At 43.1% G+C, this 25,405-nt stretch carries 20 protein-coding genes; 16 read left to right on the top strand and 4 right to left on the bottom strand.

What is annotated here, in order from left to right; all coding sequences use genetic code 11:
• The first annotated feature begins 40 nt into the window (after positions 1 to 40).
• From AB1S55_RS06335 to AB1S55_RS06310, 6 genes are all read left to right on the top strand, one after another.
• Positions 41 to 322, top strand: a complete 282-nt coding sequence (locus tag AB1S55_RS06335; protein WP_370980955.1) for a globin domain-containing protein — start codon at positions 41 to 43, stop codon at positions 320 to 322.
• Between the two features lie 559 nt (positions 323 to 881).
• A complete protein-coding gene (locus tag AB1S55_RS06330) occupies positions 882 to 2,885 on the top strand; it encodes a TonB-dependent receptor plug domain-containing protein (protein WP_370980954.1) in 2,004 nt (667 codons plus the stop codon).
• A 292-nt stretch (positions 2,886 to 3,177) separates the two neighbouring features.
• Complete coding sequence (locus AB1S55_RS06325) at positions 3,178 to 3,909, top strand: spondin domain-containing protein (RefSeq protein WP_370980953.1); 732 nt, start codon at positions 3,178 to 3,180, stop codon at positions 3,907 to 3,909.
• Positions 3,910 to 3,919: 10 nt separating this feature from the next.
• Complete coding sequence (locus AB1S55_RS06320) at positions 3,920 to 4,720, top strand: spondin domain-containing protein (protein WP_370980952.1); 801 nt, start codon at positions 3,920 to 3,922, stop codon at positions 4,718 to 4,720.
• Positions 4,721 to 4,772: 52 nt separating this feature from the next.
• Entirely contained in the window at positions 4,773 to 5,513 is a 741-nt protein-coding gene (locus AB1S55_RS06315; protein ID WP_370980951.1) for a response regulator transcription factor, read from the top strand.
• Positions 5,503 to 6,999, top strand: a complete 1,497-nt coding sequence (locus AB1S55_RS06310; protein WP_370980950.1) for an ATP-binding protein — start codon at positions 5,503 to 5,505, stop codon at positions 6,997 to 6,999. Before AB1S55_RS06315 ends, AB1S55_RS06310 begins: the two co-directional genes overlap by 11 nt.
• A 2-nt stretch (positions 7,000 to 7,001) precedes the next feature.
• Here AB1S55_RS06310 and AB1S55_RS06305 read toward each other — a convergent pair whose 3' ends face one another.
• Complete coding sequence (locus AB1S55_RS06305; protein WP_370980949.1) at positions 7,002 to 7,538, bottom strand: heme-binding protein; 537 nt, start codon at positions 7,536 to 7,538, stop codon at positions 7,002 to 7,004.
• Between the two features lie 79 nt (positions 7,539 to 7,617).
• Between AB1S55_RS06305 and AB1S55_RS06300 the strand changes: the two genes are divergently transcribed.
• The 8 genes from AB1S55_RS06300 (at position 7,618) to AB1S55_RS06265 (ending at position 18,515) form a co-directional block, all read left to right on the top strand.
• Positions 7,618 to 8,496, top strand: coding sequence for a LysR family transcriptional regulator (locus AB1S55_RS06300; protein ID WP_370980948.1), 879 nt, complete (start codon positions 7,618 to 7,620; stop codon positions 8,494 to 8,496).
• 212 nt (positions 8,497 to 8,708) lie between these two features.
• Complete coding sequence (locus AB1S55_RS06295; RefSeq protein WP_370980947.1) at positions 8,709 to 9,782, top strand: glutathione S-transferase family protein; 1,074 nt, start codon at positions 8,709 to 8,711, stop codon at positions 9,780 to 9,782.
• Positions 9,779 to 10,543: a class III extradiol ring-cleavage dioxygenase gene (locus AB1S55_RS06290; protein ID WP_370980946.1), complete on the top strand. Its 765-nt coding sequence runs from the start codon at positions 9,779 to 9,781 to the stop codon at positions 10,541 to 10,543. The genes AB1S55_RS06295 and AB1S55_RS06290 overlap by 4 nt, the downstream gene beginning before the upstream one ends.
• 298 nt (positions 10,544 to 10,841) lie before the next feature.
• Positions 10,842 to 13,034 (top strand): bifunctional UDP-sugar hydrolase/5'-nucleotidase, encoded by a 2,193-nt coding sequence (locus AB1S55_RS06285; protein ID WP_370980945.1) that lies wholly within the window; start codon positions 10,842 to 10,844, stop codon positions 13,032 to 13,034.
• Between the two features lie 408 nt (positions 13,035 to 13,442).
• Positions 13,443 to 15,758 carry a 5-methyltetrahydropteroyltriglutamate--homocysteine S-methyltransferase gene (gene metE, locus AB1S55_RS06280; protein ID WP_370980944.1) on the top strand — a complete coding sequence of 772 codons (2,316 nt, stop codon included), beginning with the start codon at positions 13,443 to 13,445 and terminating at the stop codon, positions 15,756 to 15,758.
• Positions 15,759 to 16,069: 311 nt separating this feature from the next.
• Positions 16,070 to 16,759: a tetratricopeptide repeat protein gene (locus AB1S55_RS06275; protein ID WP_370980943.1), complete on the top strand. Its 690-nt coding sequence runs from the start codon at positions 16,070 to 16,072 to the stop codon at positions 16,757 to 16,759.
• A 72-nt stretch (positions 16,760 to 16,831) separates the two neighbouring features.
• The gene (locus AB1S55_RS06270; protein ID WP_370980942.1) at positions 16,832 to 17,932 is read left to right on the top strand and encodes a sensor histidine kinase; all 1,101 of its coding nucleotides are present in this window, start codon (positions 16,832 to 16,834) and stop codon (positions 17,930 to 17,932) included.
• Entirely contained in the window at positions 17,913 to 18,515 is a 603-nt protein-coding gene (locus tag AB1S55_RS06265; protein WP_370980941.1) for a DNA-binding response regulator, read from the top strand. Before AB1S55_RS06270 ends, AB1S55_RS06265 begins: the two co-directional genes overlap by 20 nt.
• A gap of 61 nt (positions 18,516 to 18,576) precedes the next feature.
• Here the strand turns inward: AB1S55_RS06265 and AB1S55_RS06260 are convergent, their stop codons facing one another.
• Positions 18,577 to 19,776 (bottom strand): hypothetical protein, encoded by a 1,200-nt coding sequence (locus tag AB1S55_RS06260; protein WP_370980940.1) that lies wholly within the window; start codon positions 19,774 to 19,776, stop codon positions 18,577 to 18,579.
• A gap of 152 nt (positions 19,777 to 19,928) precedes the next feature.
• Between AB1S55_RS06260 and AB1S55_RS06255 the strand changes: the two genes are divergently transcribed.
• Complete coding sequence (locus tag AB1S55_RS06255; protein WP_370980939.1) at positions 19,929 to 21,182, top strand: sensor histidine kinase; 1,254 nt, start codon at positions 19,929 to 19,931, stop codon at positions 21,180 to 21,182.
• Between the two features lie 24 nt (positions 21,183 to 21,206).
• A complete protein-coding gene (locus tag AB1S55_RS06250; RefSeq protein ID WP_370980938.1) occupies positions 21,207 to 21,734 on the top strand; it encodes a response regulator transcription factor in 528 nt (175 codons plus the stop codon).
• A 98-nt stretch (positions 21,735 to 21,832) separates the two neighbouring features.
• Here AB1S55_RS06250 and AB1S55_RS06245 read toward each other — a convergent pair whose 3' ends face one another.
• Together AB1S55_RS06245 and AB1S55_RS06240 are read right to left on the bottom strand one after the other, a co-directional pair.
• Positions 21,833 to 23,896, bottom strand: a complete 2,064-nt coding sequence (locus tag AB1S55_RS06245; protein ID WP_370980937.1) for a TonB-dependent receptor — start codon at positions 23,894 to 23,896, stop codon at positions 21,833 to 21,835.
• A 138-nt stretch (positions 23,897 to 24,034) separates the two neighbouring features.
• On the bottom strand, positions 24,035 to 25,336 hold the full coding sequence (locus AB1S55_RS06240; RefSeq protein ID WP_370980936.1) for an ABC transporter substrate-binding protein: 1,302 nt from the start codon (positions 25,334 to 25,336) through the stop codon (positions 24,035 to 24,037).
• Between the last annotated feature and the right edge of the window lie 69 nt (positions 25,337 to 25,405).

Raw genomic sequence — 25,405 nt, 5'->3', positions numbered from 1 at the left:
GACTACGAACTAGCGTTAGTACAAATACACGGAGAGTTCTATGTCTTTAAGCGCCCAGCAAGTCCAATTGATTCAAGATAGTTTCGCAAAAGTTGAAGCCATTTCCGAAACAGCAGCAGAACTCTTCTACGCCCAACTTTTTGAATACGACCCTAAATTAAAAATGCTGTTTAAAGGCAATATGAAAGACCAGGGCAAGAAGCTGATGAGCACACTTAAAGTCGCCATAGCCAGATTAAACGACCTGAACTCCCTCATCCCTGTTTTAGAAAAATTGGCTGCAAAACATGTCGACTACGGTGTGAGGGCCTGTCAACACTAATTAAATACTCTCTGTTGCATCCCAGATTCAGCTATCAAGGCGTTTCGAATGTAGTTTGGTTGCTCCAAATGAATGAGAAACAACGCTGAGAGCGGGATCTGGGGGGCAACCCGAAGGGCTGGGCCTGAATTTTCACGCTACTGCGTTACTTTTCGCTCATTTAGCTCGCTAAACTACGCTCAAAGTGCCTTACCGCCTGAAAATGCAGGCTCCAGCAGAGCGCATTTAATTAGTGTTGACAGGCCCTAGGCCCCAGCGATTACACAACCGTTGGCAACGCCCTCTTAAAAACACTTAAAAAAAAGGCCTGGGCTCAGACTTTAGCGACGAGACTCGCCAAGCTTGGATAGCTATGTACAGAACCGTAGCCAGCGTTATGAAAGGCCACGCCTATAAGGGCATGTTTAGAGCTAACTATCCACATATAGCTTATCGATAAGCGCTAACAGCCTTATATCAAAGCAACATAAGCAGCCTGAAGCAGCCCTACTAGCTCTAACTATACTGATTTAGAACTCGTTTTTTAGAATAAGTGCTCAGCGAGCATAAGGGTCAGTCTATGAACTATCGTCTAGCCTTAAGCCTAGCCTCCGGCCTCTTGCTCAGCAGCAGTATTAGCATGAACAGTCGAGCCCAGAGCAATGGTCCCGAACCCTTAGAATCCGAATTCGACCAACTCTTAAATATGAGTTTGGAAGACCTAATCAACTTTAAAGTTAGCATTGCATCCAGTCGTGAACGCGACGAAAGAAGCGTTTTTGGCTCAGTTCATAAAATGGATGCCAGCGAATGGGACGCCAGCAGCGGCCGCCTTATTTTTGATGCCTTAGATGTCTTACCCGGTGTCGATACCCAGCACTCTTTAGGTGGTACACGTATGGTCAGTATCAGAGGCTATAGTCACACCACCCAATCAGCTCGTGGCAAGGCTGTATTATTTGATGGTGTACCTGTCAACGGTTTTGCTTTTGGTTCAGCCCTTTATTCAAAAAGCACCTTACCGGCCAATATTGTCAGTTCTTTGGAATTAGTCAAAGGCCCCTCCTCTGCATTTTATGGCCCCGATGCCTTTCACGGCGCCATTCAACTTAACCCTTGGGGCGGTGCCGATTTAAAACAAAGTGTGTTTTCTCTTTCTGCGGGCACCCGTCAAGATTACGAAGCCAATGCACGCTCTAGCTATGGCATCCATGCCAATGTAAGTGGCTCTACCAATATCAATGTCATCAAACAATTTGACGCCGCTTTAGAAGCACCCAATCTAGGGCAAGAATTTAAGAACTATATTCAGGCTTATACCATCAACCAAAATATATACAGTGATATCGGCCAATTCAGCCTCTTATACCACGATGCCGAAACCGACGATTTTCATCAAATGTTCCAAGGCAAGGGAGATTTTGCTCGTATAGATTCAGCCGAGACCTTATTACTTTATTACAAACACGATATTAAATTAGCAGATCAATGGCGCTTATTACCCTACGTTTGGGCCCATGATTCCGACTTCGCTTTATATGAAGATTTTAACGCATTAGAGCCCGACCCTGGCCAATACGAAACATGGCATGACAGACAATACGGAGCCAAAGCGCACTTAGACTGGATGTTTAGCGACAGGCAGGAATATACGTTTGGTACAGAATTAATTCACTCTAAAGATGTAAAATCGCAATCATATCGTGGCGCTCAGCCACCCACCGAAAATGAGCACAGCGATCATCAGAAAAATATTTACGCGGTATTTATAGATTATCGAGCCACCCTTATTCCCGACACGCTCTTACTAAACCTAGGCTTACGTTACGATTATTTTAGTAATTCTAAGGTAGGTGAAAACTCACCTAAGTTGGGTTTAATTTGGCTATTAAACGATGAAAACTCACTGAAATTTATTTACTCCGAAGGTTATCGAGCTCCAGCATCGGGTGAATACTATGGTGCGGGTGCTTGGCTAGGCAATGAGGAGCTAAATGGCGAGCGTCTAAAAAGCCTTGAAGTCATCCATCAATATATTTCAAATAACTTCAAGTGGACAAACAGCGCCTATAGCAACGACTGGCAAGATGGCATCATCACCCTGCCAACAGAGCTCGCTTTAGAAGCCGGTAAAAGTGGTGAGTATTTAAATCAGGGTGAAAATAATGCGATAGGTTTTGAGACTGACGCCAACTATCTATATGAGCCATTGAGCACTTTATTTTATATTAACGGTAGCTACAACTACGCCAAAAATGAAACCTTAAACACGCTCTACGATATGTACCCACGCTTTAAAGCCTCTCTCGGTGGCCGCTACGAAAAAGAGCAATGGAAACTCGACGTGCGCCACATTGCTAAATTCAACCGTAAAGAGGGCCGTCTGCCGGGCGCTGAAAAACTTAAAGACTGGCATGAACTTAATGTTAGCCTAGGTTACGCCATCAATAACATCACTATTACAGCTGCAGTGTTTAACCTGCTCGATCATGAAAACATAGAACCATCCATCTGGTTTGTTGATGGCGGTATTTATGCTAATGGCCGAGAATTTCGCTTAAGCACCAGCTATACAATTCAATAATAGTAATACCAATAAAGGGAACGCAAACTTACAAGAGCCTTCCCTTTATACTCTGCTTTATAAACACTGTTTTATAAACGTCCTTCTATAAAAACACTCCTAGCTTTTACTACAGATTCAAGACATCTAAGTAAAAAAACAAAACCATAATAAATGTGACCTAGTTCGCTTTTGCCGCTTTGTGATAATTCTGTGATAAGTATGTGATCTTGTGCGGATCTTTTTTATTTAACTTAGTTAGCGCTGTATTAAACCTCATTCAAAACCCTGTTCTAACAACAAGGAAAGCGCTATGACAAAACAACTATCACCAGCCAAAAAATCCAGTTTAAAACTAAAGTCTTGCCTGCTTGGTCTAGCTCTCAGCGCCACTGGCGCAAGTGTTAACGCAGAAATCACGGACATCACTATTAGTAACCTAAGCCATGGTTTGCACTTTACGCCTATTCTTGTTGCCGCCCATAACGACGACACCCAACTTTATCAGCTTGGCCAAACTGCCAGTGACGCTCTCGCAACCATGGCTGAAGGTGGCAACATTACCCCTCTTGCAGAGTACGTAACCGGCATGAGCGGTATAACAGTAGAAAATCCCGCTGGCGGCTTATTGGCACCTGCAGGCATGGTAAGCACCGATATCAACAGTGATGGCTACAGCCACTTGAGTTTAACGGCAATGATTTTGCCAAGTAACGATGGTTTTGTTGGTTTAGATAGCTGGCCAATTCCTACAGAAGCAGGCACTTATACCTTGTACTTAAATGCCTACGATGCCGGCAGTGAAGCAAATGATGAAATTATTAACGGTGGCGGTGCATTAGGTGCCCCTGGCATTCCAATGGCTCCTAATGGCGACGGCGGCACTGGCGCAATGGGTGTAACCGACGTGGAAACAAATGAAACCGTACATGTTCACCGTGGCACTCTAGGCGATAGCGATCCTGCAGGCGGTTATAGCGATCTTGATTCTAGTATACATCGCTGGTTGAACCCAGTAGCTAAAGTTGTGATCACCGTAGAATAAGGAGCCAGATATGAACTTAACAAGACTTTCAATACGAGCTAGCGCGCTGCTTATTGTCGCCGCTACCTTAACGGCCTGCGGTGGTGATTCGGATTCAGACCCCAAAGACATGGTCAGCCCCAGCCCTGATACAAGCATGAGCCCTGAGCCCGAAATGAGCCCAGAGCCAAGTATGAGCCCGGAGCCTAGCCCCTCACCCAGTGCGATGCCTACGTATAACTACACGGTGACCTTAACGAATGTCACCGCAAATCAACCCATTGCTCCAGCAGCGCTTATATTGCACAACGACAGTTATTACGCATGGGATTTAGGCGCGCCAGCGTCTGTTGCCCTAGAAAACCTTGCGGAATCGGGTTCACCAGCCATGCTCGTAGAGGCGGCTGAAAGCGCATATGACGCCAAGGCCAGCGAAGGTGTTTTAATGCCAGGTGTAAGTACTAGCGTAGAACTTGAGACTAACTACAGTGGTGATTTATATCTCACTGCAGCGGCAATGCCAGTCAATACTAACGACGCATTTGCAGGCCTCAATGCCATGGCAATAGGGCATCTTGACGTGGGTATGCAATACTCAACACTTTTACGTGTTTATGATGCCGGTACCGAGTCCAATAGCGAAACCGCAGCGACCATTCCAGGGCCTGCAGGCGGCGGAGAAGGCTTTAATGCCGAGCGTGATGATGTTGATGTAGTTAGCATCCATACCGGTGTCGTGACCAGTGCTGATGGTCTTGCTGACTCAACCCTTAACGAAAGCCACCGCTTTCAACAAGGTGTATTGTATTTGATGGTGGAAAGAACGCAGTAACATTACTGCAAACAATAAGAGAGACAAGGAGGCCTTCGGGCCTCCAACTATTATGGATGCCAAAAAGCATATTCTGATTATTGAAGATCAGCCTGACATTAACGAGCTGATTGCCCTCAACCTCGAAAGCCTAAATTTTGAGGTCACCAGCTGCCTAAGCGGTAGTGAAGGCTGGGCCCTCACCCAGCAACACACCTTTGATGCTATTGTGCTTGATATTATGCTGCCCGACATGAACGGATTAGATATCTGCCAGCAGCTCAGGCAACAAAATAATCACACCCCTATATTAATGCTGACGGCCAGAAAATCCGAAGCCGATCGAGTTGTCGGGTTAGAAGTAGGCGCCGATGATTACCTAACCAAGCCCTTTAGCGTTCGTGAATTACAAGCACGTATTAAAGCTTTATTACGCCGTGTTTCATTTTCGCAACAAGACTCAAATACACATTCTCAAGCTGAGAACGACACTAAAGATGACGACAGCAACGACAAACTAGCCTTTGATGACTTAGTACTTGATATTCAAAAGCGTCATGTTGAACTACAAAACAAAGCCATTTCATTAACAGCTAAAGAGTTTGATCTGCTTTTATATATGGCAAACTACCCCGGCAAGGTATTTACTCGCGAGCAATTACTCAATGCCGTATGGGGCTACCAACACAACGGTTTTGAACACACAGTCAACTCGCACATCAACCGTTTACGTGCGAAATTAGAAATCGATTCATCCAAACCCAAATATGTTCTAACTGTTTGGGGCGTAGGTTATAAATTCTATGATCAATAGCTTAAGTACACGCATCACCCTCAGCTTGCTTGCCTTGCTTCTTGTTTTTGGTAGCTTAAGCGCTGCCCTGTTTGTTTATAACTCAAAGCAAAGTGAACGGCAAAGCACTCAAGAGATCCATCGAGACCTTGCTCAGCATGTCGTTGATCACTACTTATTATTTAAAGACGGTAAGCCAGATAGAAAAGCAGCTAAAAGCACCTTTCGTGATTTAATGATATTAGGCCCCAACTTTGAATTTTACTTATTAGATAAAACAGGAAGTATCGTTTCTTTTGACGCTGCTCCTGAGCAAGTCAAGCTAGATAAGATAAAGCTTGAACCGATACAAGCTTTTCTTGCTGCAGAGAAAGGCAGCATTGTTCTGGGGCCAGACCCCAAAAATATAAATAAAGAAAAAGTTTTTTCTGTAGCTCCTATTTATCAAATGGGCGAAGTTTATGGTTATTTATATATCATCATAGGCAGCCAGGCTAAAGAGGCTCTGCAGAATGCCCACTGGTATAAAAACATATTGCAATCTGGTTTAGGCCTATTGCTACTTGTCGTCGTATTTTCGGCATTTGCCATCACTATGCTTATCGCTTGTATTACTCGCCCACTCAACAAGCTAATCAAACAAGCTCAAAATGTAAAAATGCTTGGTTTTGATAAAAGCTTAACGTCTGACAACAATGAACTTCTGACAGAGTTGAGTAAATGGCAAGCCGAAAGTGATAATGACATTCAAATTCTTGGCCACGCATTTTATGATGCCTTATTACGCCTTCAGCAACAGTACGATAAGGTTGTTTCTATCGATGAATTACGTAAAGAGTTATTGTCTCACGTAAGCCACGATTTACGTACACCACTGGCTTCTTTACTTGGTTACCTAGAAACTTGGGAATTACAACAAGATTCAATGACGGCAGAACAAAGCAAACAGTTTATTGCTACAGCCCGAAATAGCGCCAAGAAAATATCTCGTCTTATTGAACAATTGTTTGAGCTTGCCTACTTAGATGGCAGCAACGTCAATGTAAGAAAAGAAAGCGTTGCTATCGCCGAACTTGTCCAAGATGTCTTACAGAAATTTCAACTAAGCTCCGCAGAAAAGAATATCAGCTTAAGTGTTGACCCAAGAGACAGTGGCATCGTTGTAAGAGCTGATATCGAAAAATTAGAGCGCGTATTTACCAACTTAATTGAAAATGCGCTAAGGCATACGCCCGATGGTGGCCACATCAAAGTCAACATTAAAGAAGGTTCGGGCCTTGTGTCTATCAATGTCAGTGATAATGGCATCGGTATTCCTGAGCAAGATTTACAACACATCTTTGAACCCCACTTTAAAGCAGGCAATAGCGTAAGAGAAAACACCGCCCACGGTGGCTTAGGATTGGCCATTACAAGAAAGCTATTAGAGCTTCACGAATCGGCTATTGAAGTGCAAAGTCAATTAAATACAGGCACAACTTTCTCTTTTGCTTTGCCGCAAGCTTAAAGCTAAATAAATATCTTATTGCGTTGAAGTACTGATTTCAAAAGTACTTCATCTTGCTCGGCAGACGCCCCCGAAGCCCCCATAGCTCCTATTAGCGCCCCCTTATATCGTAACAGCAGACCACCCGAGTTAGGATTAAAACGGCCATTAGCTGCGGCTGTTAAAGATGCGCTAAAGGCCTCACTCAATACCCCCTGTTTTAATAAGTGGTCAAACTGAGAGCTATTCATGCCCATAGCTAACGCAGCATTCGCCTTACCCTCTGCAATACTATGCCGCAATGTAGAGGCCCCATCTTCTGTCACTGAGGCCTTAACATAACCACCCGAATCTAAAATTACGACGGCCATTGCAGGTAAAGCTAAATGCCTCGCGTGCTCAATAGATTGATCCAAAAGTAAACGAGCCTGTTTCAAATTAATACCTCTCAACACATCAACACTCGTAATATCTTCACGCATAGCATCTCCACAACAAGCCATATCACTCATTAAAAGTACTATTATTCTTTCGTCACAAATATCTAACAATACTTGCATTGGCTAACTCACTATTACATATTAGTTAACTATCGAAACCTAAGAAAAGCGACGGTTAATTATGGATAAACTCTATTGCATGAGAACCTATTGCAGCGTAGTTAAAATGGGCAGCTTTTCATCAGCAGCTCGCAGCCTAGGCTGTTCAAAAGTAATGGTTAGCCGCAATATAAGTGCCCTTGAACATGACTTAGGGCTGAGATTATTACAACGTACCACTCGCAAAATGAGCACCACCGCCGATGGCCAAGCCTATTACGAACGCTGTCTAAGCTTACTTGAGGAATTTGACTCTTTAGAGGACTCCATCAAAGATAGAACTAAAGAAGCCAGCGGCAAGCTACGCCTCGCAGTTCCTTCCGAGGCTTTCACTGGACGACATCTACTACCATTTATTAGTGACTTTGCTCGTCAGCATCAGCAACTTGAGCTCGATGTCGTATTAGCTGATCGCTATGTTGATATTGTCGATGAAGGTTTTGATGCAGCCATCCGTATTGGTGCACTTGAAGACTCCAGTTTAATCGCTAAAAAGCTAGCAAATATGGAGCTTATACTGTGTGCAAACCCTTACTACCTTGATCAAGTCAGCCCACCCAAACACCCCGAAGATCTACTAAAACATGATCTGGTTATAGACAGTAATTATCGTGGAGGGCAGAGCTGTAGTTTTTCACGTGGCACAGAAAAGCTACATATTAAGTTACATGGCCGAATTCGTATTAACAGCTCGCAAGCCAGCAGCAGTCTGATCAAACAGGGCTTAGGCATAGGCTTTTGCCCATCGTTTATGATTAGGCATGAACTCGAAAGCGGTGAACTAATACGCCTCCTGCCTGAGTGGCAATTAATGAGGGGAGGCATCTACCTGGTCTATAGCCATCGTAAGCACCTCAGTGCAAAAGTATCCATCCTGCAGACAGCCATGCAAACATATTTCGATCAACGCCTGCTTTAACCGACAACACCAGCTAAATAGCTCGCAGAGCTTCCAGCCTAAGCAAGAAAAATCTCAACCCCACAATACTATCGATACGGCCCTAACATTACAAAAACACCAATTAATTCAATTTGGTTAACAATAATTTTCATTAAATAGCAATTGTTAACACTATCAACTAGGACGATTATTAACACCTGAGAGAGTGTTAACACACCCTAGGAGGCTCGATGTTAGTAAATGGCAAGTGGACAAAAAAATGGGACCCATATCAAGCAAGCGATCAACAAGGTACCTTTATTCGTCAGGTATCAAACTTTCGAAACTGGGTCACAAAAGACGGTACAGCCGGCCCCACTGGCAAGGCTGGCTTTCATATTGAAGCTGGACGCTACCATCTTTATGTAGCGCTAATTTGCCCGTGGGCAAGCCGCTGCTTAATGGCCCGCAGCCTATTAGGCTTAAAAGACCTTATCAGCCTAAGTGTTGTAGAGCCCACACTAACAGAGCAAGGCTGGCGCTTTGGCGACTTTCCCGGTGCTACAGAGGATCACATACATAATTACAACTTTCTACACGAGCTCTATAGCCACAGCCTTAATACAGTAAACGGGCGAGCTACAGTACCGGTATTATGGGATAAGAAAAATCAATGTATCGTCAATAATGAAAGCGCCGACATCCTTATTATGATGAATGAAGTTTTTTTGGATTTTGCAAATGGAAAACACTCAAAGGATAGAAATTCAAAACAGGGGTCAAGACACGACGAGCAAGAAAAAAACAGCTGTCCAGATACAATAAATTTACGCCCCAAAGCATTAATCAAACAAATAAACGATCTTAATTTATTTTTATATGAAAACATCAACAATGAGGTATACAAAGCAGGTTTTGCACAAACTCAAATAGCTTATGAAAAGTCCTTATTTAATTTATTTGGAAGCTTAGACAAGTTAGAGAAAAGGCTAAGCACTAGCCAATACTTACTAGGCTCACATTTCACAGAAAGTGATATTCGCTTATTTGTAACTCTTATCCGTTTCGATTTGGCATATTATGGTTTGTTTAAATGCAATCTAAAACGAATAGAAGATTACCCGCATCTCTATCGCTACATTCAAAACATCTATGACATTAAAGACGTAGCTGAAACTGTCAATGTAGCCCATATCAAACAGGGTTATTACTCTATTTCAGATCTAAATCCAAATTCTATTGTGCCTTCTGGGCCAGATAGTGATTTTTATAAAAAGATAAATCAAAATAACATAGAACAATGCAATCAAGGCGGTAAGTTATGATAGCTTCAAGCTTTATTTCTCATGGGCCTCCTGACCGCCTACTTTATAACTCACCAGCAAAACAGTTCTTAGAAAAGTTTCCCAACCTATTAACTAAAAAGGCTAAAGCAATTGTTGTTATTTCTGCACACTGGCAAAGCCGAGAGCTCTGCATAAGCCAAACTGGAAAACTAGATAGCCAACATGACTTCTGGGGGTTTCCTAAGGATTTATACAACTTTTCTTATCAGTCAGAACAACCTGCATGGTTAAGTGACGCAATAAACAAAAGCCTAAACACACACTCACTTAAAGCCAAACCCGTTTCGTATAAGCTCGATCACGGAATATGGTCGGTACTGAAATTAGCCTACCCCAACCAACAAATTCCTTTAGCCGCACTTAGCCTGCCCCAAGTCAACGACTTAAAAAAACTATATGAATTAGGCCAAGCCCTATCCGATCTGCGCCAGCAAGGTGTATTGATTTTAGCTTCAGGCAGCGCCACCCATAATTTACGGGCCTTAAGCCTAAGTGGCCAAACACCTCTGTGGGCTAAACATTTTGTTACATGGTTACAGCGCTGTGTGGCCGAATGGGATATAGACCAACTTTGTCAGCCTTATAAATACTGCGAACACGCCCAGCTTGCTCATCCAAGCTTAGAGCACTATGCTCCATTGCTTATTGCCATGGGTGCCGCGAAAAAATCCTCAACAAGGCTTATCCATGAAAGTTGGGAATACGGCTCGCTAAATAATTCATCATGGTTGTTTGAGTAATTTCTATAACCAAAAGACAGTAGCGATCTACCTAATGCTACGTCAACGCATAGTTGATTTTGTAAAACCTGAAACTTCATTTAATAAAATTCTTTAGAAGGCACTGCTCTTCTATAAGCTACCTCGCTATAAATAACTTCCAAATCAAAGAAGGTGTGTTTTGAGTGGCAAGGGTGGTCTATGCCCCTGAACATAAAAAATCAACTTCTGAGATGAATACTGTCATAAAGCTTTAACCCATCTGATTTACCGTTCTTTGTTCTCGCTTTAAGTTAACCGCCCTTAGGACACCTTTACGATGATGAACAAAAGCTATCAGCTACGCCGCATGCTATCCGTTGGTGTAGTCGCCACTTCATTTATACTAACCGCGTGTGGCGGTGATGATACGAAAAAAGGCCTTAAGTCACTAACTACAGAGACCAACATCAGTACAGGTAGCGCATGTACCTTCGGTGGTGTTCAAGTCGATAGTGGTATGGATAAGAACCGCAACGGTACATTAGACCCAGACGAAATAAACACAACGGACTACAGCTGCGAGGATGGCTTTTGGCTGCAATTACTGCACTTTGCCGATGTTGACGGTAATGAAGCAACAGCCCTAGATAGCGTTGATGAATTCTCAGCCTTAGTAGATGGCTTTAGCAATAATCAACGCTACGCAGAAAATACTTTAGTTGTTTCTTCTGGTGATAACGTCATCCCTGGGCCACGCTGGTTTGCAGCCGAAAATAGCGCAGTGCGCGCGATTACTGGTAGTAACGAGCCCGGACACGTTGACCACCTTTGGATGAATTCATTCGGTGTAGTAGCTTCAGCTGTGGGCAATCATGAACTTGATCAGGGTCCTGGTGAACTGGCCGATGCTATCTCAAGTGAGTCACGTGACGGTGTAGAATTCCCCGGAGCACAATTCCCTTATCTTGCCGCAAATATCGACTTTAGCGATGACGGAGACTTCACCTCTCTTATCGGCATGGACGGTGAGGAGGTTCAAACAATGACTGGCCAAGTTGCTGGTAGCGCCGTTGCTCGAGTTGGCGATGAGCTTGTTGGTCTAGTTGGCGCCTCGACACCCGAGCTAGCCAACATAACGTCCACCGGCGCCCTTAGCATTTCAGGCAGCACAGTTATTACAGAACTTGCTGCCGCACTACAGCCAACAATTGATGAGCTTACTGCAAACGGTGTAAATAAGATTATTGTTCTTGCTCACATGCAGCAAATTAGCATAGAAAAAGAACTTGCTGCCGCACTCAATGGTGTCGATATTATTGTTGCTGGCGGCTCAAATACCCGCATGGGCGATTCAACAGACACTCTATTCCCTGGTGATTCCGTTTTTGCCGAAGCCTACCCTTTTCAAACCAAAGATGCTGACGGCAAACCAACATTAATCGTTAATGTCGATGGTGATTATAAATACCTTGGCCGCCTAGTTGTTGCCTTTGACGAGGCTGGCTATATCATTCCTGAAAGCCTTGACGAAAGCATTAGTGGCGCCTGGGCCAGCACCTCAGAAAATGTGGCCCTTGCAGGGGGCACCGCTAATGAGCAAGTTGTTCAAACTCGTGACGCCGTACAGACCGTCATTGAGACTCAGTTTGAAAATATAGTTGGACACAGTGATGTCTTTCTTGAAGGCCGACGCAGCCAAGTTCGCACACAAGAAACAAATCTTGGTAACCTCACCGCCGATTCCATGCTCGCTTATGCAGAAAGCTGTAATGAATTAAACAATGTTTTAGCCTTAAAAAATGGCGGCGGCATTCGTGCTGAAATTGGCAATGCTGTAACAACAGGTATAACAACCGAATTCTTCCCTCCATTTAATGATGGCTTAAGCGTTGACGCAGGAGATGTGAGTGAGGGGCACTTCCGTGGCACACTTCGTTTTGATAACGGCCTTGTTGTTTTAGATGTAACAGGTAGTGAATTAAAAACATTGCTTGAACATGGGGTAGCAGAAAGTGAGACTGGTGCAACACCGGGTCGCTTCCCTCAAGTTGCAGGTATCTCCTTCGGCTTTGACCCTGCGTTGGATGCTGGATCACGTATCACCGACCTTTGGGTTGATACCGATACCGACAACATTCCTGATACCGCACTTTATAGCGCTGGTACTGCTCAAGCCGCTGCCTCGGAAGTATTTCAAATCGTGACATTAAACTTCTTGGCTAACGGTGGTGACGATTATCCATTTGCACAGTTAAGCGCACCTGAGCGACGTCAACTCTACAACTCCGTTGGTTTTGGCGACCCTGATGTGGATGAAAACGAGATGCCAGACTTCCCTGTTTTGACCGCATGCGATGCAGGCTTGCAGTCTAGCTTCAGTTATAGCGGTGGTGAGCAGGATGCACTTGCAGAGTACTTTTTAGCGAATTATCCTGATTCATCAAACCCTTTTAATATTGCCGAAACTATTCCTGCAGAAGACCGTAGAATTCAAAACTTAAGTGTTATCAATAACTTTATTGCCCCTTAAAGCCTTAAAACCCCGCTGCGTTAGAGACGTAGCGGGGTTTTCATAAAAATCACCGTTAATAAAAACTACGTTATTAACGTCCATGCCTTTCTACGCAATAGAAGCCTCCCCTAAATAAAATAGACCTCGAATAAGATCTAAGTACGCGCTAATTTTCTTTTTTCATATATCCCCAAAAAAAGATCTTGCTCATCAAAAAACCAGCAAGCACACCCGCACCAGTAAATTAATTCAGTAAACTAGCGAAGAGCCACTTCATGCATTACCTCAGCATTTAGGCTGCCTCTAAAGCATGACAGAAACTAATCAAACAATGAAAATATACCATTATTATTCATAGAGTATTTTCTCTACATTAATGCCATCTTTGACCTATTTGAATTAATTCAAACTAAAAGGAACAACAGCATGGCAACTCTTCATTGTCTAGGCCTACCACGTATAGGCCCTAAACGAGAACTTAAATTTGCACTAGAGCGCTATTGGCGCGCCGAGGATTCAGCAGCCAAGCTAGAGCAACAAGCCTTTGAAATCCGCCAATACAACTGGCAACTACAAAAATCATTTGACTTTGTAAGTGTTGGTGATTTTTCACTTTACGACCAAGTGCTTGATATGAGTCAACTACTTGGCAACCTACCTAAACGAGCCATAAAAGAAAACAGTAGCGATCTTGATAATTATTTTCGTGCAGCTCGAGGACGCTCAGCGTCTGACAGCGCCTGCAACTGCAGCCATGCAGCAGAAATGACTAAGTGGTTTGACACAAATTACCACTACATCGTGCCTGAGTTTTCAAACGAGACCGACTTTAAACTCAACAGCAAAAAATTAATTAAACAAATAAGTGAAGCTCAAGCTCTTGGAAACAGTGTAAAGGCCGTTATCATTGGCCCCTTAAGTTATTTGTGGCTAGGTAAAAGCAAAGATGCGAGCAACAAACTCGATTTATTAGAGCGCTTATTACCACTGTATCGTGCGTTACTTGATGATATTGCCAACAGTGGTGTTGAGTGGGTGCAGATAGATGAGCCAGCACTCGTTTGTAATTTAGATGAGCAATGGCAACAAGCCTATGAACGAGCTTATCACTATCTTCAACATAAAAAGCTCAAATTATTGCTGAGCACCTATTTTGGAGAACTAAAAGAAAACTTAAAGTTAGCTTGCCAACTGCCTGTGGCCGGTTTGCATATCGATGCTGTCAGAGCACGCTCGGAATTAAACAAAATAATAGATTGGCTACCCAACTATAAAGTCTTATCACTTGGCGTGATCGATGGGCGAAACATCTGGAAAAGCGATTTAAGTAGCCTTATTGAATTACTAAAACCCTTACATTCAAAACTGGGTGACAGACTGTGGTTGAGTCACTCATGCTCACTTCTACACGTACCTGTTGACCTTGAAAGTGAATCCCCTTCAAAACTTGATATCTATCATTGGCTCGCTTTTGCCAAACAAAAAATTGAAGAGTTAAGTATCTTAGGCCGGGCCCTTAATGAAGGAATAAGCTCTGTAGAAGACGAATTACAACACAATCGTGCTTGTATCGAGCAGCGTCAAAGCTCCTCTCAGGTCCATAAAGATGAGGTTAAAAAGGCCGTAGCGGCCATAAACCCAAGCCTCGGTGAACGCCAACATAGCTTTGAACGTCGATCTAAACTTCAACAAGAAAAATTGAAGCTGCCGGCTTATCCAACAACGAGCATTGGCTCTTTCCCACAAACAACCACTATCCGCGCGGCACGCCGTGCATTTAAAAACGGTGAGCTAAAACAAGCCGAATACGAAGAAGCGATGAAGCAAGAGATTCGCGACTGTATTAGCAAGCAGGAAAAGCTAGGGCTCGATGTTCTTGTACACGGTGAAGCCGAACGCAATGACATGGTTGAATACTTTGGTGAGCAACTTCAGGGGTTTGCTTTTACTCAACTTGCATGGGTACAAAGCTATGGTTCTCGCTGTGTGAAACCACCCATTTTATTTGGTGATGTACAACGTAAAAAAGCCATAAGCATTGATTGGACTTGCTATGCCCAAGCACAAACCTTGCGACCAATGAAAGGCATGCTAACAGGCCCAGTAACGATTCTTAACTGGTCTTTTGTGCGCGATGATCAACCAAGAAAAGACAGCTGCTTGCAAATCGCTTTGGCCATTCGTGAAGAGGTTTTAGACCTTGAAAAAGCAGGCGTGAATATCATTCAAATTGATGAAGCCGCTTTGCGTGAAGGCCTACCTCTACGCCAAGAGCAATGGCAGGAGTACTTAGCCTGGGCTGTAGAAAGTTATCGCATTTGTGCTAACGGCGTAAAAGATGAAACGCAAATTCATACCCATATGTGTTATAGCGAATTTAATGACATCCTGCCCTCTATTGCCCATATGGATGCGGATGTCATTACCATTGAGTGTTCACGCTCGGATATGGAGCTACTCGATGCTTTTGAGCAATTTGCTTACCCTAACGCTATCGGGCCAGGTGTTTACGACATTCATTCCCCCAACATCCCAAGCGTAGATGCCGTTGTTAAGTTGATCCGCAAGGCGGAAAACTATATTCAACCTGAACGACTGTGGTTAAACCCAGATTGCGGCCTTAAAACAAGACAGTGGGATGAGGTTTTGCCCGCACTGGAAAATATGGTTAAAGCCAGTAAACAACTGCGCAAAGAGGCATCAAACAAAGGCAGTAGAACCGCCGAGCTTAAGCTTTTTTAAATCAGTAAGACCGAGGGCGCTAGTTTATACCCGCTCTCGATCTGCACGCGAAGCGCTGCCCGACAGTATTATTCAGGGCAGCAACTTATCCCCCCCCCAAACACAGACTACCCAGGCAGCCTCCTACCTACCTGTCCGTCCAGCTTATGACAAATGTCACCTGAATAGCTGACAAAGCTCCATTACTAAAAAGTCGAATTACAACGACACTGAGTTCATGCCACGACAACAAGCCCTCTAGCGCTAGAAAAGCGTAAAAAGGCTTACTAGGCATATCATATTAAAGAACACGGACGCATTCGGAGCCCACCATGAACAAGCTAGTAAAAATAGTAATTAACACCAGTACTGCCGCTCTATTTAGCCTAAGCAGCTTAAGTTTTGCTTCAACGACAACAGACATTGATGAAGCTTTTATGCGAGCAGATACAGCCGGAATCATTCAACTAGCCAAACAAGCCGATGACTATGACCAAGCTTTTGCAGCTTATCGCCTTAGCACGATTTATAACTACAGCGGCAACGCTGAACAGCGCAACAAGAGTATTCTTACTGCACAAAGCGAACTGGAGCAGCTATTAGAAAAAGAGCCAAAGAACGCAGAAGCGCTTGCCTTATTAGCCAATATTTACGGTTTGCAAAGCCATATGTTTCCTGAGAAAGCTGCTTTTCTGGGGCCTCAGGCAGGCCAAGCAATGCATAAAGCATTGAGTATTGATGCAACAAATCCGCGTGTACAATTGATTGCAGGTATAGGAGAGTATTACACTCCCACGGAATACGGTGGATCCAAAGAGAAAGCCATAGCGCGCTTTAATACCGCTATTGAACTATTTGAAAGCAACGATAGCAGCTGGGGGCATGCGGATGCTCAAGTTTGGATAGGCTTAGCTCTATTAGAAACAGGGCATAAAAATAAGGCTTTAGAGCATTGGCAGCAAGCTTTGCGTATTGCACCCGACTATGCTTGGCCAGCCTTTTTATTAGAACAAAACCAATAAGTAGAGCAACAAAAGGAGCCATGGCTTGAGTGTCACAAGCAAGAGAAATGCGATACCAAGCCACCTACATATATGAAAGACTTTTTTTCTAGTTTTATTGAACAGCCTTTTGACGGCTTAAAAAGCTGGCTTTTTTTCTCGCCAATGCTCTATTCAGCCTTCTACTTTCTGGCTTTCTTTTTCGAAGACTTTAGCGGCGAAAAAACTGCCTTAATACTCGCAGCCTATGCGCTTTACCTATTTTTATATACGGCTATCTACCTCGATCATAAGCGTGCCCTCATCTATATAGCGGGAATCATACTTTTATGTATTGGCATCAGCAGCATACTTTTTTCTAGTTACGCTCTTTTATGGTCTTCATCTTATTTTTGCGGCTATTTATATAAACGCAAGGCGGCCATTGCTCTGTTAGCCGTTAACATTGTCAGTGCTGTTGTTGCATCACAAATACTAAGCCATGGTAATGTCTTATTTTTCTTACTCAGCTCCATTCTACCGCTAGTATCTACTTGGTTTTTTGGTTCGGTTGGTCAGTATTTCAAATTAGACAACATCATTAAAAAGCAAAAAGACCAACAAATTGAGTCTCTTGCCCAAATTGCAGAGCGCGAAAGAATAGCCCGCGATATGCACGACCTACTAGGCCATAGCCTAACCTGTATTGCCTTAAAATCTGAACTGGCAGCTAAGCTACTCAACACAGATAATATTGAAAAAGCTAAAACAGAGATAGAGGAAGTTTCTGAGCTCAGTCGCACAGCTTTACAAGAAGTCCGTGAAGCCATAGGGAATTATAAAAAACGAAGTTTTAATGAGCAGATTAAAAGCCTTGTTGCCAAACTGCATAGCGCTGACATACAAGTAAGTACAGATCTTGCCAACCTTAAACTTAATGCTGAAACTGAAACAGCCCTAACGCTTGTTGCCACTGAGGCCGTAACAAATATATTACGCCATAGCCGAGCCGATAAGGTGCATATTTCATTAATAGATAAGTACAATAAGCTTGTATTTACTATCAGTGATAACGGCCAAATTAAAAAGCTTGTAGAAGGCAACGGCATTCAAGGTATGCGTGAGCGCATCGAAAAACTAGGTGGTAAGATCCAATTCCAAATAAAAAACGGCATGACTACGGAGATCAGCCTAGATGAAAGTATTGCTTGTTGAAGACCAAGCTATGGTACGTGGCGCCTTAAGTGCTCTTCTCAATATGGAGCTTAATATTGAGGTTGCCTACCAATGTGCAAATGGTCAGGAAGCTGTCGACTTACTAAGCAAACACAAGGATATTGAGCTTGTACTTAGCGACATAGAAATGCCAGAGATGACGGGTATAGAGCTAGTGGAGTGGATTGCCAAGCATCAGCCCCAACTAAAGACCGTTATTATCACTACTTTCGGTCGCGCCGGTTATATCAAACGAGCCATCGATGCTGGCGTCGATGGTTTCTTATTAAAAGAAGCACCAACACAAGAGCTTGTTGATGCCTTGCATGAGGTAAAAAATGGCAGGCGCATTATCAACAGTGAGCTAGCTTTATTAGCCATCGGAGATAAAGACCCACTTAACGATAAAGAGCGTCAGGCTTTACGCCTTGCAGCTGAAGGATTTAAAACCAAAGAGATAGCAGGCAAGCTTTTCTTATCGGAAGGCACCGTGCGCAACTATTTATCAGAAGCGATATCAAAGCTGCATGCCACCAATCGCATAGACGCAGCTCGCCTGGCCCAGCAACAGGGATGGCTTTAAAGACATAACTGCCCATAGTTTATATTGGGATAGTGTTTTATTTTCAGTAGGCTGTAGCTACTTAAGCGCTCTCTTCAAGCCCGCCTTCAAACTTCTCTTCAAATGAGTGCCGTTCTACCGGAGCCACTCGTTCAACACTTAATAAATCTGGAGTGGCCAGATTTAAACCTTCAAAAATAGAAGCCTCGTACACAGCTTCATTCACTTTATAGGTACTAGCAATTAAGTGGCGACGAATCGTGCCTGTAAGCCGGGTATTGGGAAGTCGCTCCAAATAAAACCAAAGTGTAAACTCCAAGGCGTAATCACCTGCATTAGTCATAGACCAGCTAAAATCACGCGAACGGTTGATCTTAATATCGGCATCTTTAGAGGCCCCTTCTTCAGCTCGCTTAAACATACGATCAACTCGATTCATAAACGAGCGATGCTGAACAACTCGCTCTTTTGAGCTTGCGGCATCAAAACTGGGGTAACCGATCTTATAGCTTAACTTCTGCCTTATACCATCAGAACCAGCAACACGGCTAATATTATCCAATTTACTATTAGTGAAGCGGCTATTACGAATAAGTGTTCTATGGTTATTTCTTACATCAAATAAGACAACATAGATCAGACTAACACGGCTAATGATATATTCATCAGGATACGCATCCACTAAAACGACATCACCGTCTTCAAGCATTTTTGTATTAAGAATAATCAAACCACTGATAATATCAGGCGCCCAGATTGAACTGGTAAATGCAAGAAATGCGACAAAAATACCAAAGATCCCTGTTGTTTCTAGCATGCTGTCGGCATGCCATATTTTAATTAGTACATAAACTGTCGTAATTAAAGTAATACACAGAATCACTAAATCAATAAGGCGAGAACTATAGGTGTCTAAATAAACCGCCTTCCCATCTATCTCCTTCTCCTTACCAAAGCGTTTTTTTGAGAAGAAACAAAATAGGCTATAGATAAACAATGCGGCATAAACCACCATCAAACTGAGACCAACATTGATAAAGTAGTTTTGATAGGCGGGGTTTATCTTCAACATAAAGATATCAAAACCATGCAGGCCTAGAACTAGAATATTAAGATAGCGCAACAAATGAACGCGGGCACGTAAATCACCGCCATTTTCAAGTAAGCGCAATATAAACGGGGCAAAGATCAGTAGAATGATATTTAATGCAAAGACAGCAACATGAGCTATCCACTCGGTATGACTTAAATTTGGCAAGGCCTGCAACAATAACGCATCCATGTCTCTTACTACTCCTACTAAGCACCTACAAATAAGATAGCAAGAGCATAACATAGAGACTTGCAATACAAGCAACACTAGCTAACAATCCATCAATGGCTAAGTTTAAATAACTCTTAGCCGCAAGTATTCAACCAACCAGCTCACCGCCTATGCTTCAGTTTATTCTCAGCTCTTATCATATGCACCGCGTCTTAAACCTTCGCAGCCTTGCTATCGCCGTTCAAGTTGCGCTTTTAGCATTAGCCCTAGGTCTGGATGACTACCCTATCGAGAAAGCCCAGGTGCTGATCGTACTAACATTAGAGTTGGTCTTTCATATTTTCAGCCTGACTTACTACAAAAAACGCTTGCATGCTAAGAACTGGGAATTGAGTTTGCAACTTTTGGCCGACCTTGGCTTTCTCAGCTTACTGCTTTTATTTACCGGCGGAGCCACCAATGCCTTTGTTTCTTTGCTTTTATTACCCGTCGCAATCGCAGCCGTCAGTGTTAACGCTCGCTGGCTTGCGCTCATTAGCATAGCTGCTGTAAGCAGTTACAGTTTATTGTTATTTGCCCTACCCTCCCCTCATATGCATCACGGTAGTATGCAAGAGCACTACATTGGCATGTGGTTAAATTTTTTATTTTCGTGCGCAGTTATTTCATTGCTGGTTGGCAAGCTCGCCCACGAAGTCAATAAACGCAATAACTCTATTGCCCGATTTCGTGAAGAACAGCTGAAGCAGGAGCAGGTACTTAGCCTTGGTTTAGCCTCGGCCCAAGTGACGCACCAGCTCGCAACACCACTTGCTAGCATTCAACTACTTATAGATGAACTTGAAGAAGAGTACCCCAACGAAGTATTACTCTCTCAAATACAAGAACAAATGCAGCGCTGTTCAAACAACCTTGAGCACTTTCGCCAACTGGCTGTAGACTCAAAAGAACAAAGCATAAAACACATCAGCGTGAAGGAATTACTTTGTGAGCTAGAAGAACATCTACAACTTAATTTCTCAGATGCCAATATTTCACTCACCCTTGCAGGTGATAGCAGCCCGCTTATAGCGAGTGAAAGCGGTCTCGTTAGCGCAATTATTAACTTGCTACAAAACGCACTTAGGGCAAGCTTGAGAAATAATAATTCAAAGGTCGATATAAGCTTAATATCAAAGAAAGAAAGCTCAGATAAAAATGCAAATCCTATAAAACACCTTATAATTCAAGTTCAAGACTACGGCACAGGCTTTACAGATGAACGTTTAAGCGAACTAGGTGAGGCACCTGTTGAGAGTAAAGACGGCCTAGGCCTTGCCGTTTTTTTAAGCCATACAACTATTGAGCGATTAGGCGGCAAACTCATTCTTAAGAACAACAAAGACCACCATGGCCTAGCTGAAATTCATATCCCATTTATATAACTATATTATTTACTCAAACCTAGAATGAAAGCAAAGTTGTTAATAATAGAAGACGACGAATGTTATGCGACGGCCTTACAACGACGCATGATCAAACATGGCTTTAATTGTATTTGGGCCAAGCATGCCAGCGACGCTCTTTTATTAGCCCGCCAACACCTACCAAGCTTTGTATTATTAGATATGAAGCTTGAACACGAGAGTGGCATGCAACTTATTCGTCCGCTAAGGAATGTACTTCCTCAAAGTCGAATTGTATTACTAACGGGCTTTGCAAGTATCGCTACCGCTGTTGATGCCATTAAACTAGGAGCTGATGATTACCTAAGTAAACCTGCTGATACAAACACCTTATTACGTGCACTTGGCAAAGTTGAGCAGAGTAAAAGCGAAGAAGATGACGTAAGCAGCCTTTCAGCAAGACAAGCTGAGTGGGAACATATACAGCAGGCCTTAAAATTCAATAAAGGCAATATATCAGCTACGGCTCGGCAGCTTAATATGCACCGCCGCACTCTACAGAGAAAACTCAATAAAAAACCAGGAAACTAAAACAGACGAATAAGAACATTAAAAAGAGCAGGAACACCCTGCCCTAATTTACTTTATAGACGCTAAAAGCTTATGTATGAGTACATTTAAAAATAAGTTTAGAAACGATAATCTAACTCAGCCCAAGCACTTATACCTTCACCAGGCAGCCTCTCAGCAAGCGCCAAATCACCAACGTGTACACGATTATATCCACCCAAATGATCTTGATACTGTTTATTCAGAAGATTATCCACACCTAAACGCACTTCCATTGAATTCAATATAGAGATGCTCAAAGCAGCATTTAACAATGCATAACCAGCTGTTGCCTGCTCACCATTAATATCACTCACCTTATTCTGAGCAGCAACCAAACGGCTACCTAGCATGGCATCCACTTTTTGGTTTTGGTAATGCAAATTAATACTGGCATTAGCAGGGGCAATACGATAGAGATTGTCATTAACGTCATCTCGCTCACCTCGAACATAGGCAGCAATACCGTCGACATACCATTGCGACGAAATAAGATAACTGTAATTTAAATCTAATCCGTAAAGAGTGGCATCAACATTGGCAAACTTTAAAGGTAAAGCGCCAGACATCATTTGAGCCGCCATATTAACCTGCATGTCTACACTGGCAACACCTTGAATGTAGTCCTCTACTTTATGCATATAAACATGAGGACTCACGCGTAAGGCCTCACCTACATACGCAAAACCAAGGTCTATTTGCTTCGCTTTTTCAGACTTTAAATTAATATCACCCACATACGTTTTACCATCAGCCAAACCACCAGTTGCCTGCATAGGTAGCCATAAATAGCGCTGCTGATAAGAAGCCGCTCGCTCTTTATAAGCTAAACCCGCATATAAGGACCACTGCTGATTAAGTTCATGAGTCAAATTAAGACTTACATCTTGGCCCATGTCACTAACGTCGCGATCGGCATTATTAAAACGATCTTGTAACGCAGTAATAATCGGGTTCATACCGTACATATGATGGCTGACTTTACCGGCACTGGCCTTACTTTGCTTTATACGCCCCCCCAATTCTATTTCTGTCTGCTCACTTAAATTATGCGTGTACTGCGCAAAAGCACCTAAGCGCTGATCAGCAACAGCGTTGAAGTTTTTCACTTCAAACATAGGGTTATCAGGGCTAGTCACTGTTGCATTATGATTAGCTCGAACACCATCTAAACCAAACAACCAAGCGCCACTACCAAGTTGAATTGAAAAATTCTCACTACTTGAATCAGCGTAAGTAGAGCGCGTCATCATTGGATTCATAGTTAAGCGCTGACTGTAATTATCCATTTCATGTTGGGCACTCATACCTGCTAACAACCAGCTTAATTGCCAAGCTCCGAATTGATGTTCAGCATCAATTTTTCCACGCTTGCCTTCTATATAGGCAATATCCATAGGCAAGGCTGGTGTACCTGCATTTCTGGTATTCAGCTTTTGAAAACTTGCGCCTAGATCATGCTCTTGATGTGTATAGCGGAAATCGGCACCAGCTTGCCATTTTTCATATCCTGTAGGACTAACTTCAGTGCCATTAGCGCTTTCATAGTTGTCGCCGCTTAGTGCATTGCCATAAATTATCAGGGCACTTTTTTCTGAACCGACATTGGCAAGCCCCGAAACCTGCTTGGCATTGTTATTACTGCGCAGCCCTGCCGATAACAAGCCAGAACCTGCCAGCTCGTCAGATTCACTAAGCTGCGCTTCCTTTGCAATAACTTGAATAACACCACCTAAACTATCTACCGCAGAAGAAACAGGCTCAATACCTCTATGCATAGTGAGCTTTTCAATATGAACCGGCGCCGCATAACTCAAAGGGGTATCCATAGCATTAGGGCCAGCACCAACAACAGCCTGGCCGTCTAACTTCACAGAAACTCTATCCCCATAATGGCCTCGGTATTGCGCAATACCCGTAGTTGGGCCATTGCGATTCACATTAGCGCCGGGCACAAGATCTAACCACTGAGCCACATCAGGCTTTGTATAAGATCCTTCACTTACCTGAACATCAGAATTATTGTGTTGAGGAGCAAAAACTGTCACAGTTTCAACAGCAACTAGATGCTGGTCAGAGAAACTCCACGAAGAGGCCGTGCAAGTAAGTACTAAACAAACTTGCCTTAAGGAAAAGCAGCGCATAAAACAGTCCAAAGTAATTAAGCGCGCCATTTTTGAACGGAACTAAAAATAGAAACAGAAAAAGCATTCAAACTGCGACATTTTGTCGCAGGGCCATGTAACAAACACCACGTTTAAGGCCATCAAACAGCTAATCCATTATTTTTTAAGTAATGGGCCAAATATCTCTTTTCGTAAAGACTCCAAGTCTTTAGCTGTTTTATCAACATCTCGATGTTGCATAAAATCGACCAGAATCGCAGGAGTCTTATTTGCAAAACGAATATCCGTATCACGATCCAAATACTGAATTCCACCGGGAGAGCTTGCAATAGCTTGAAATGTTTCTTGAGCCAAAACATCACTTCCTCTATCTGCAGTAATCAGGGCTGCTGGACGAGAGATAGGCGCATTAAAGCTAGCTTGGAACTCTGGGCTTGCTAAAAACATCAGCATCTTTTCAAGCTCTGGTCTCATCCTAGTATAAGCGGGCACCATAAAAACATTAACCGGTGCCACTGTATAACGCGGCATAGCTTCTGTAATTTCAGGAAAATATGCCATACGAATATCATCACGAATTTCTCGTGGCATGTCGATTTGCGGTACACCATCGGCCAAAGTCATAGCCGAGAGGCCATGTAAGACTCGGGGAAAAGCCTGCCAAACCGTGTAAGAAGAATAATTTGCATTAAAGCACTCATTATCCAATAGCTGACGCCAATACCTTAAGGCTAATTTCACTCTGTCATCAGTATATGCAATACGACCGGCCAATAAATCCCGATAAAACGACAGACCATTTAAGCGCAAGTTAATATAGTCGAACCAAGCATGTGAAGCCCAAGCAGTTTTACTACCAAAGGCAAACAAGTCTATACCGTTCTCACGAAATTTTTTACAAGCGTGTAGCGTTTCCGCCCATGTTGTAGGTACAGCAAGACCTAAACGTTTAAAGCTATGCTCCCGGTAATATAGCGCCCATAAGAAATAGGTAACAGGAATCGCCCAAGCTTTGTTATCAATTTTTATGGAATCCACAACAGCCTTGGGAAAGGCTTGATCAAGCTTGTTTTTACTCCAAAAAGCACTGATATCTTGCAACTGCCCCATATCTTGAAAGTGCTTTATACGCTGCCCGGCATACCAATAAATAATGTCAGGCCCTTCCCCCTTGGCTAACCACTCTTCCACCATTAAAGGGTAACGCTGAACATCTCTTAAAACTATCAGCTCATAAGCAATATTGGGGTAGCGGCGTTCAAACTCACCAAGCACCTGCTTGATAAAGACCCGATGTTTGCCATCACCAACTTGAATCGCGACCTTTACTGATTTTTCTACAGGCTCATCATTAGCGTATGCAGCATTGCTGAGCGCTAGAATGAGAGTAAACACCTGAGCAGCCAGTGTAATAGCTGTACACATAGCACTAAGCAAAAGAGAGTAACGGGAATTCAACTTGGCATTATCCTTATCCTTGTTAGATTCCTTACAGCAGAGGCAAACAAACCTCTATAGGATAGGCGA

The sequence above is a fragment of the Agaribacterium sp. ZY112 genome, assembly GCF_041346925.1.
GTDB lineage: Bacteria > Pseudomonadota > Gammaproteobacteria > Pseudomonadales > Cellvibrionaceae > Agaribacterium.
Note: the sequence above shows the minus strand (reverse complement) of the source record. Positions and strands in the feature narration are given on the sequence as shown.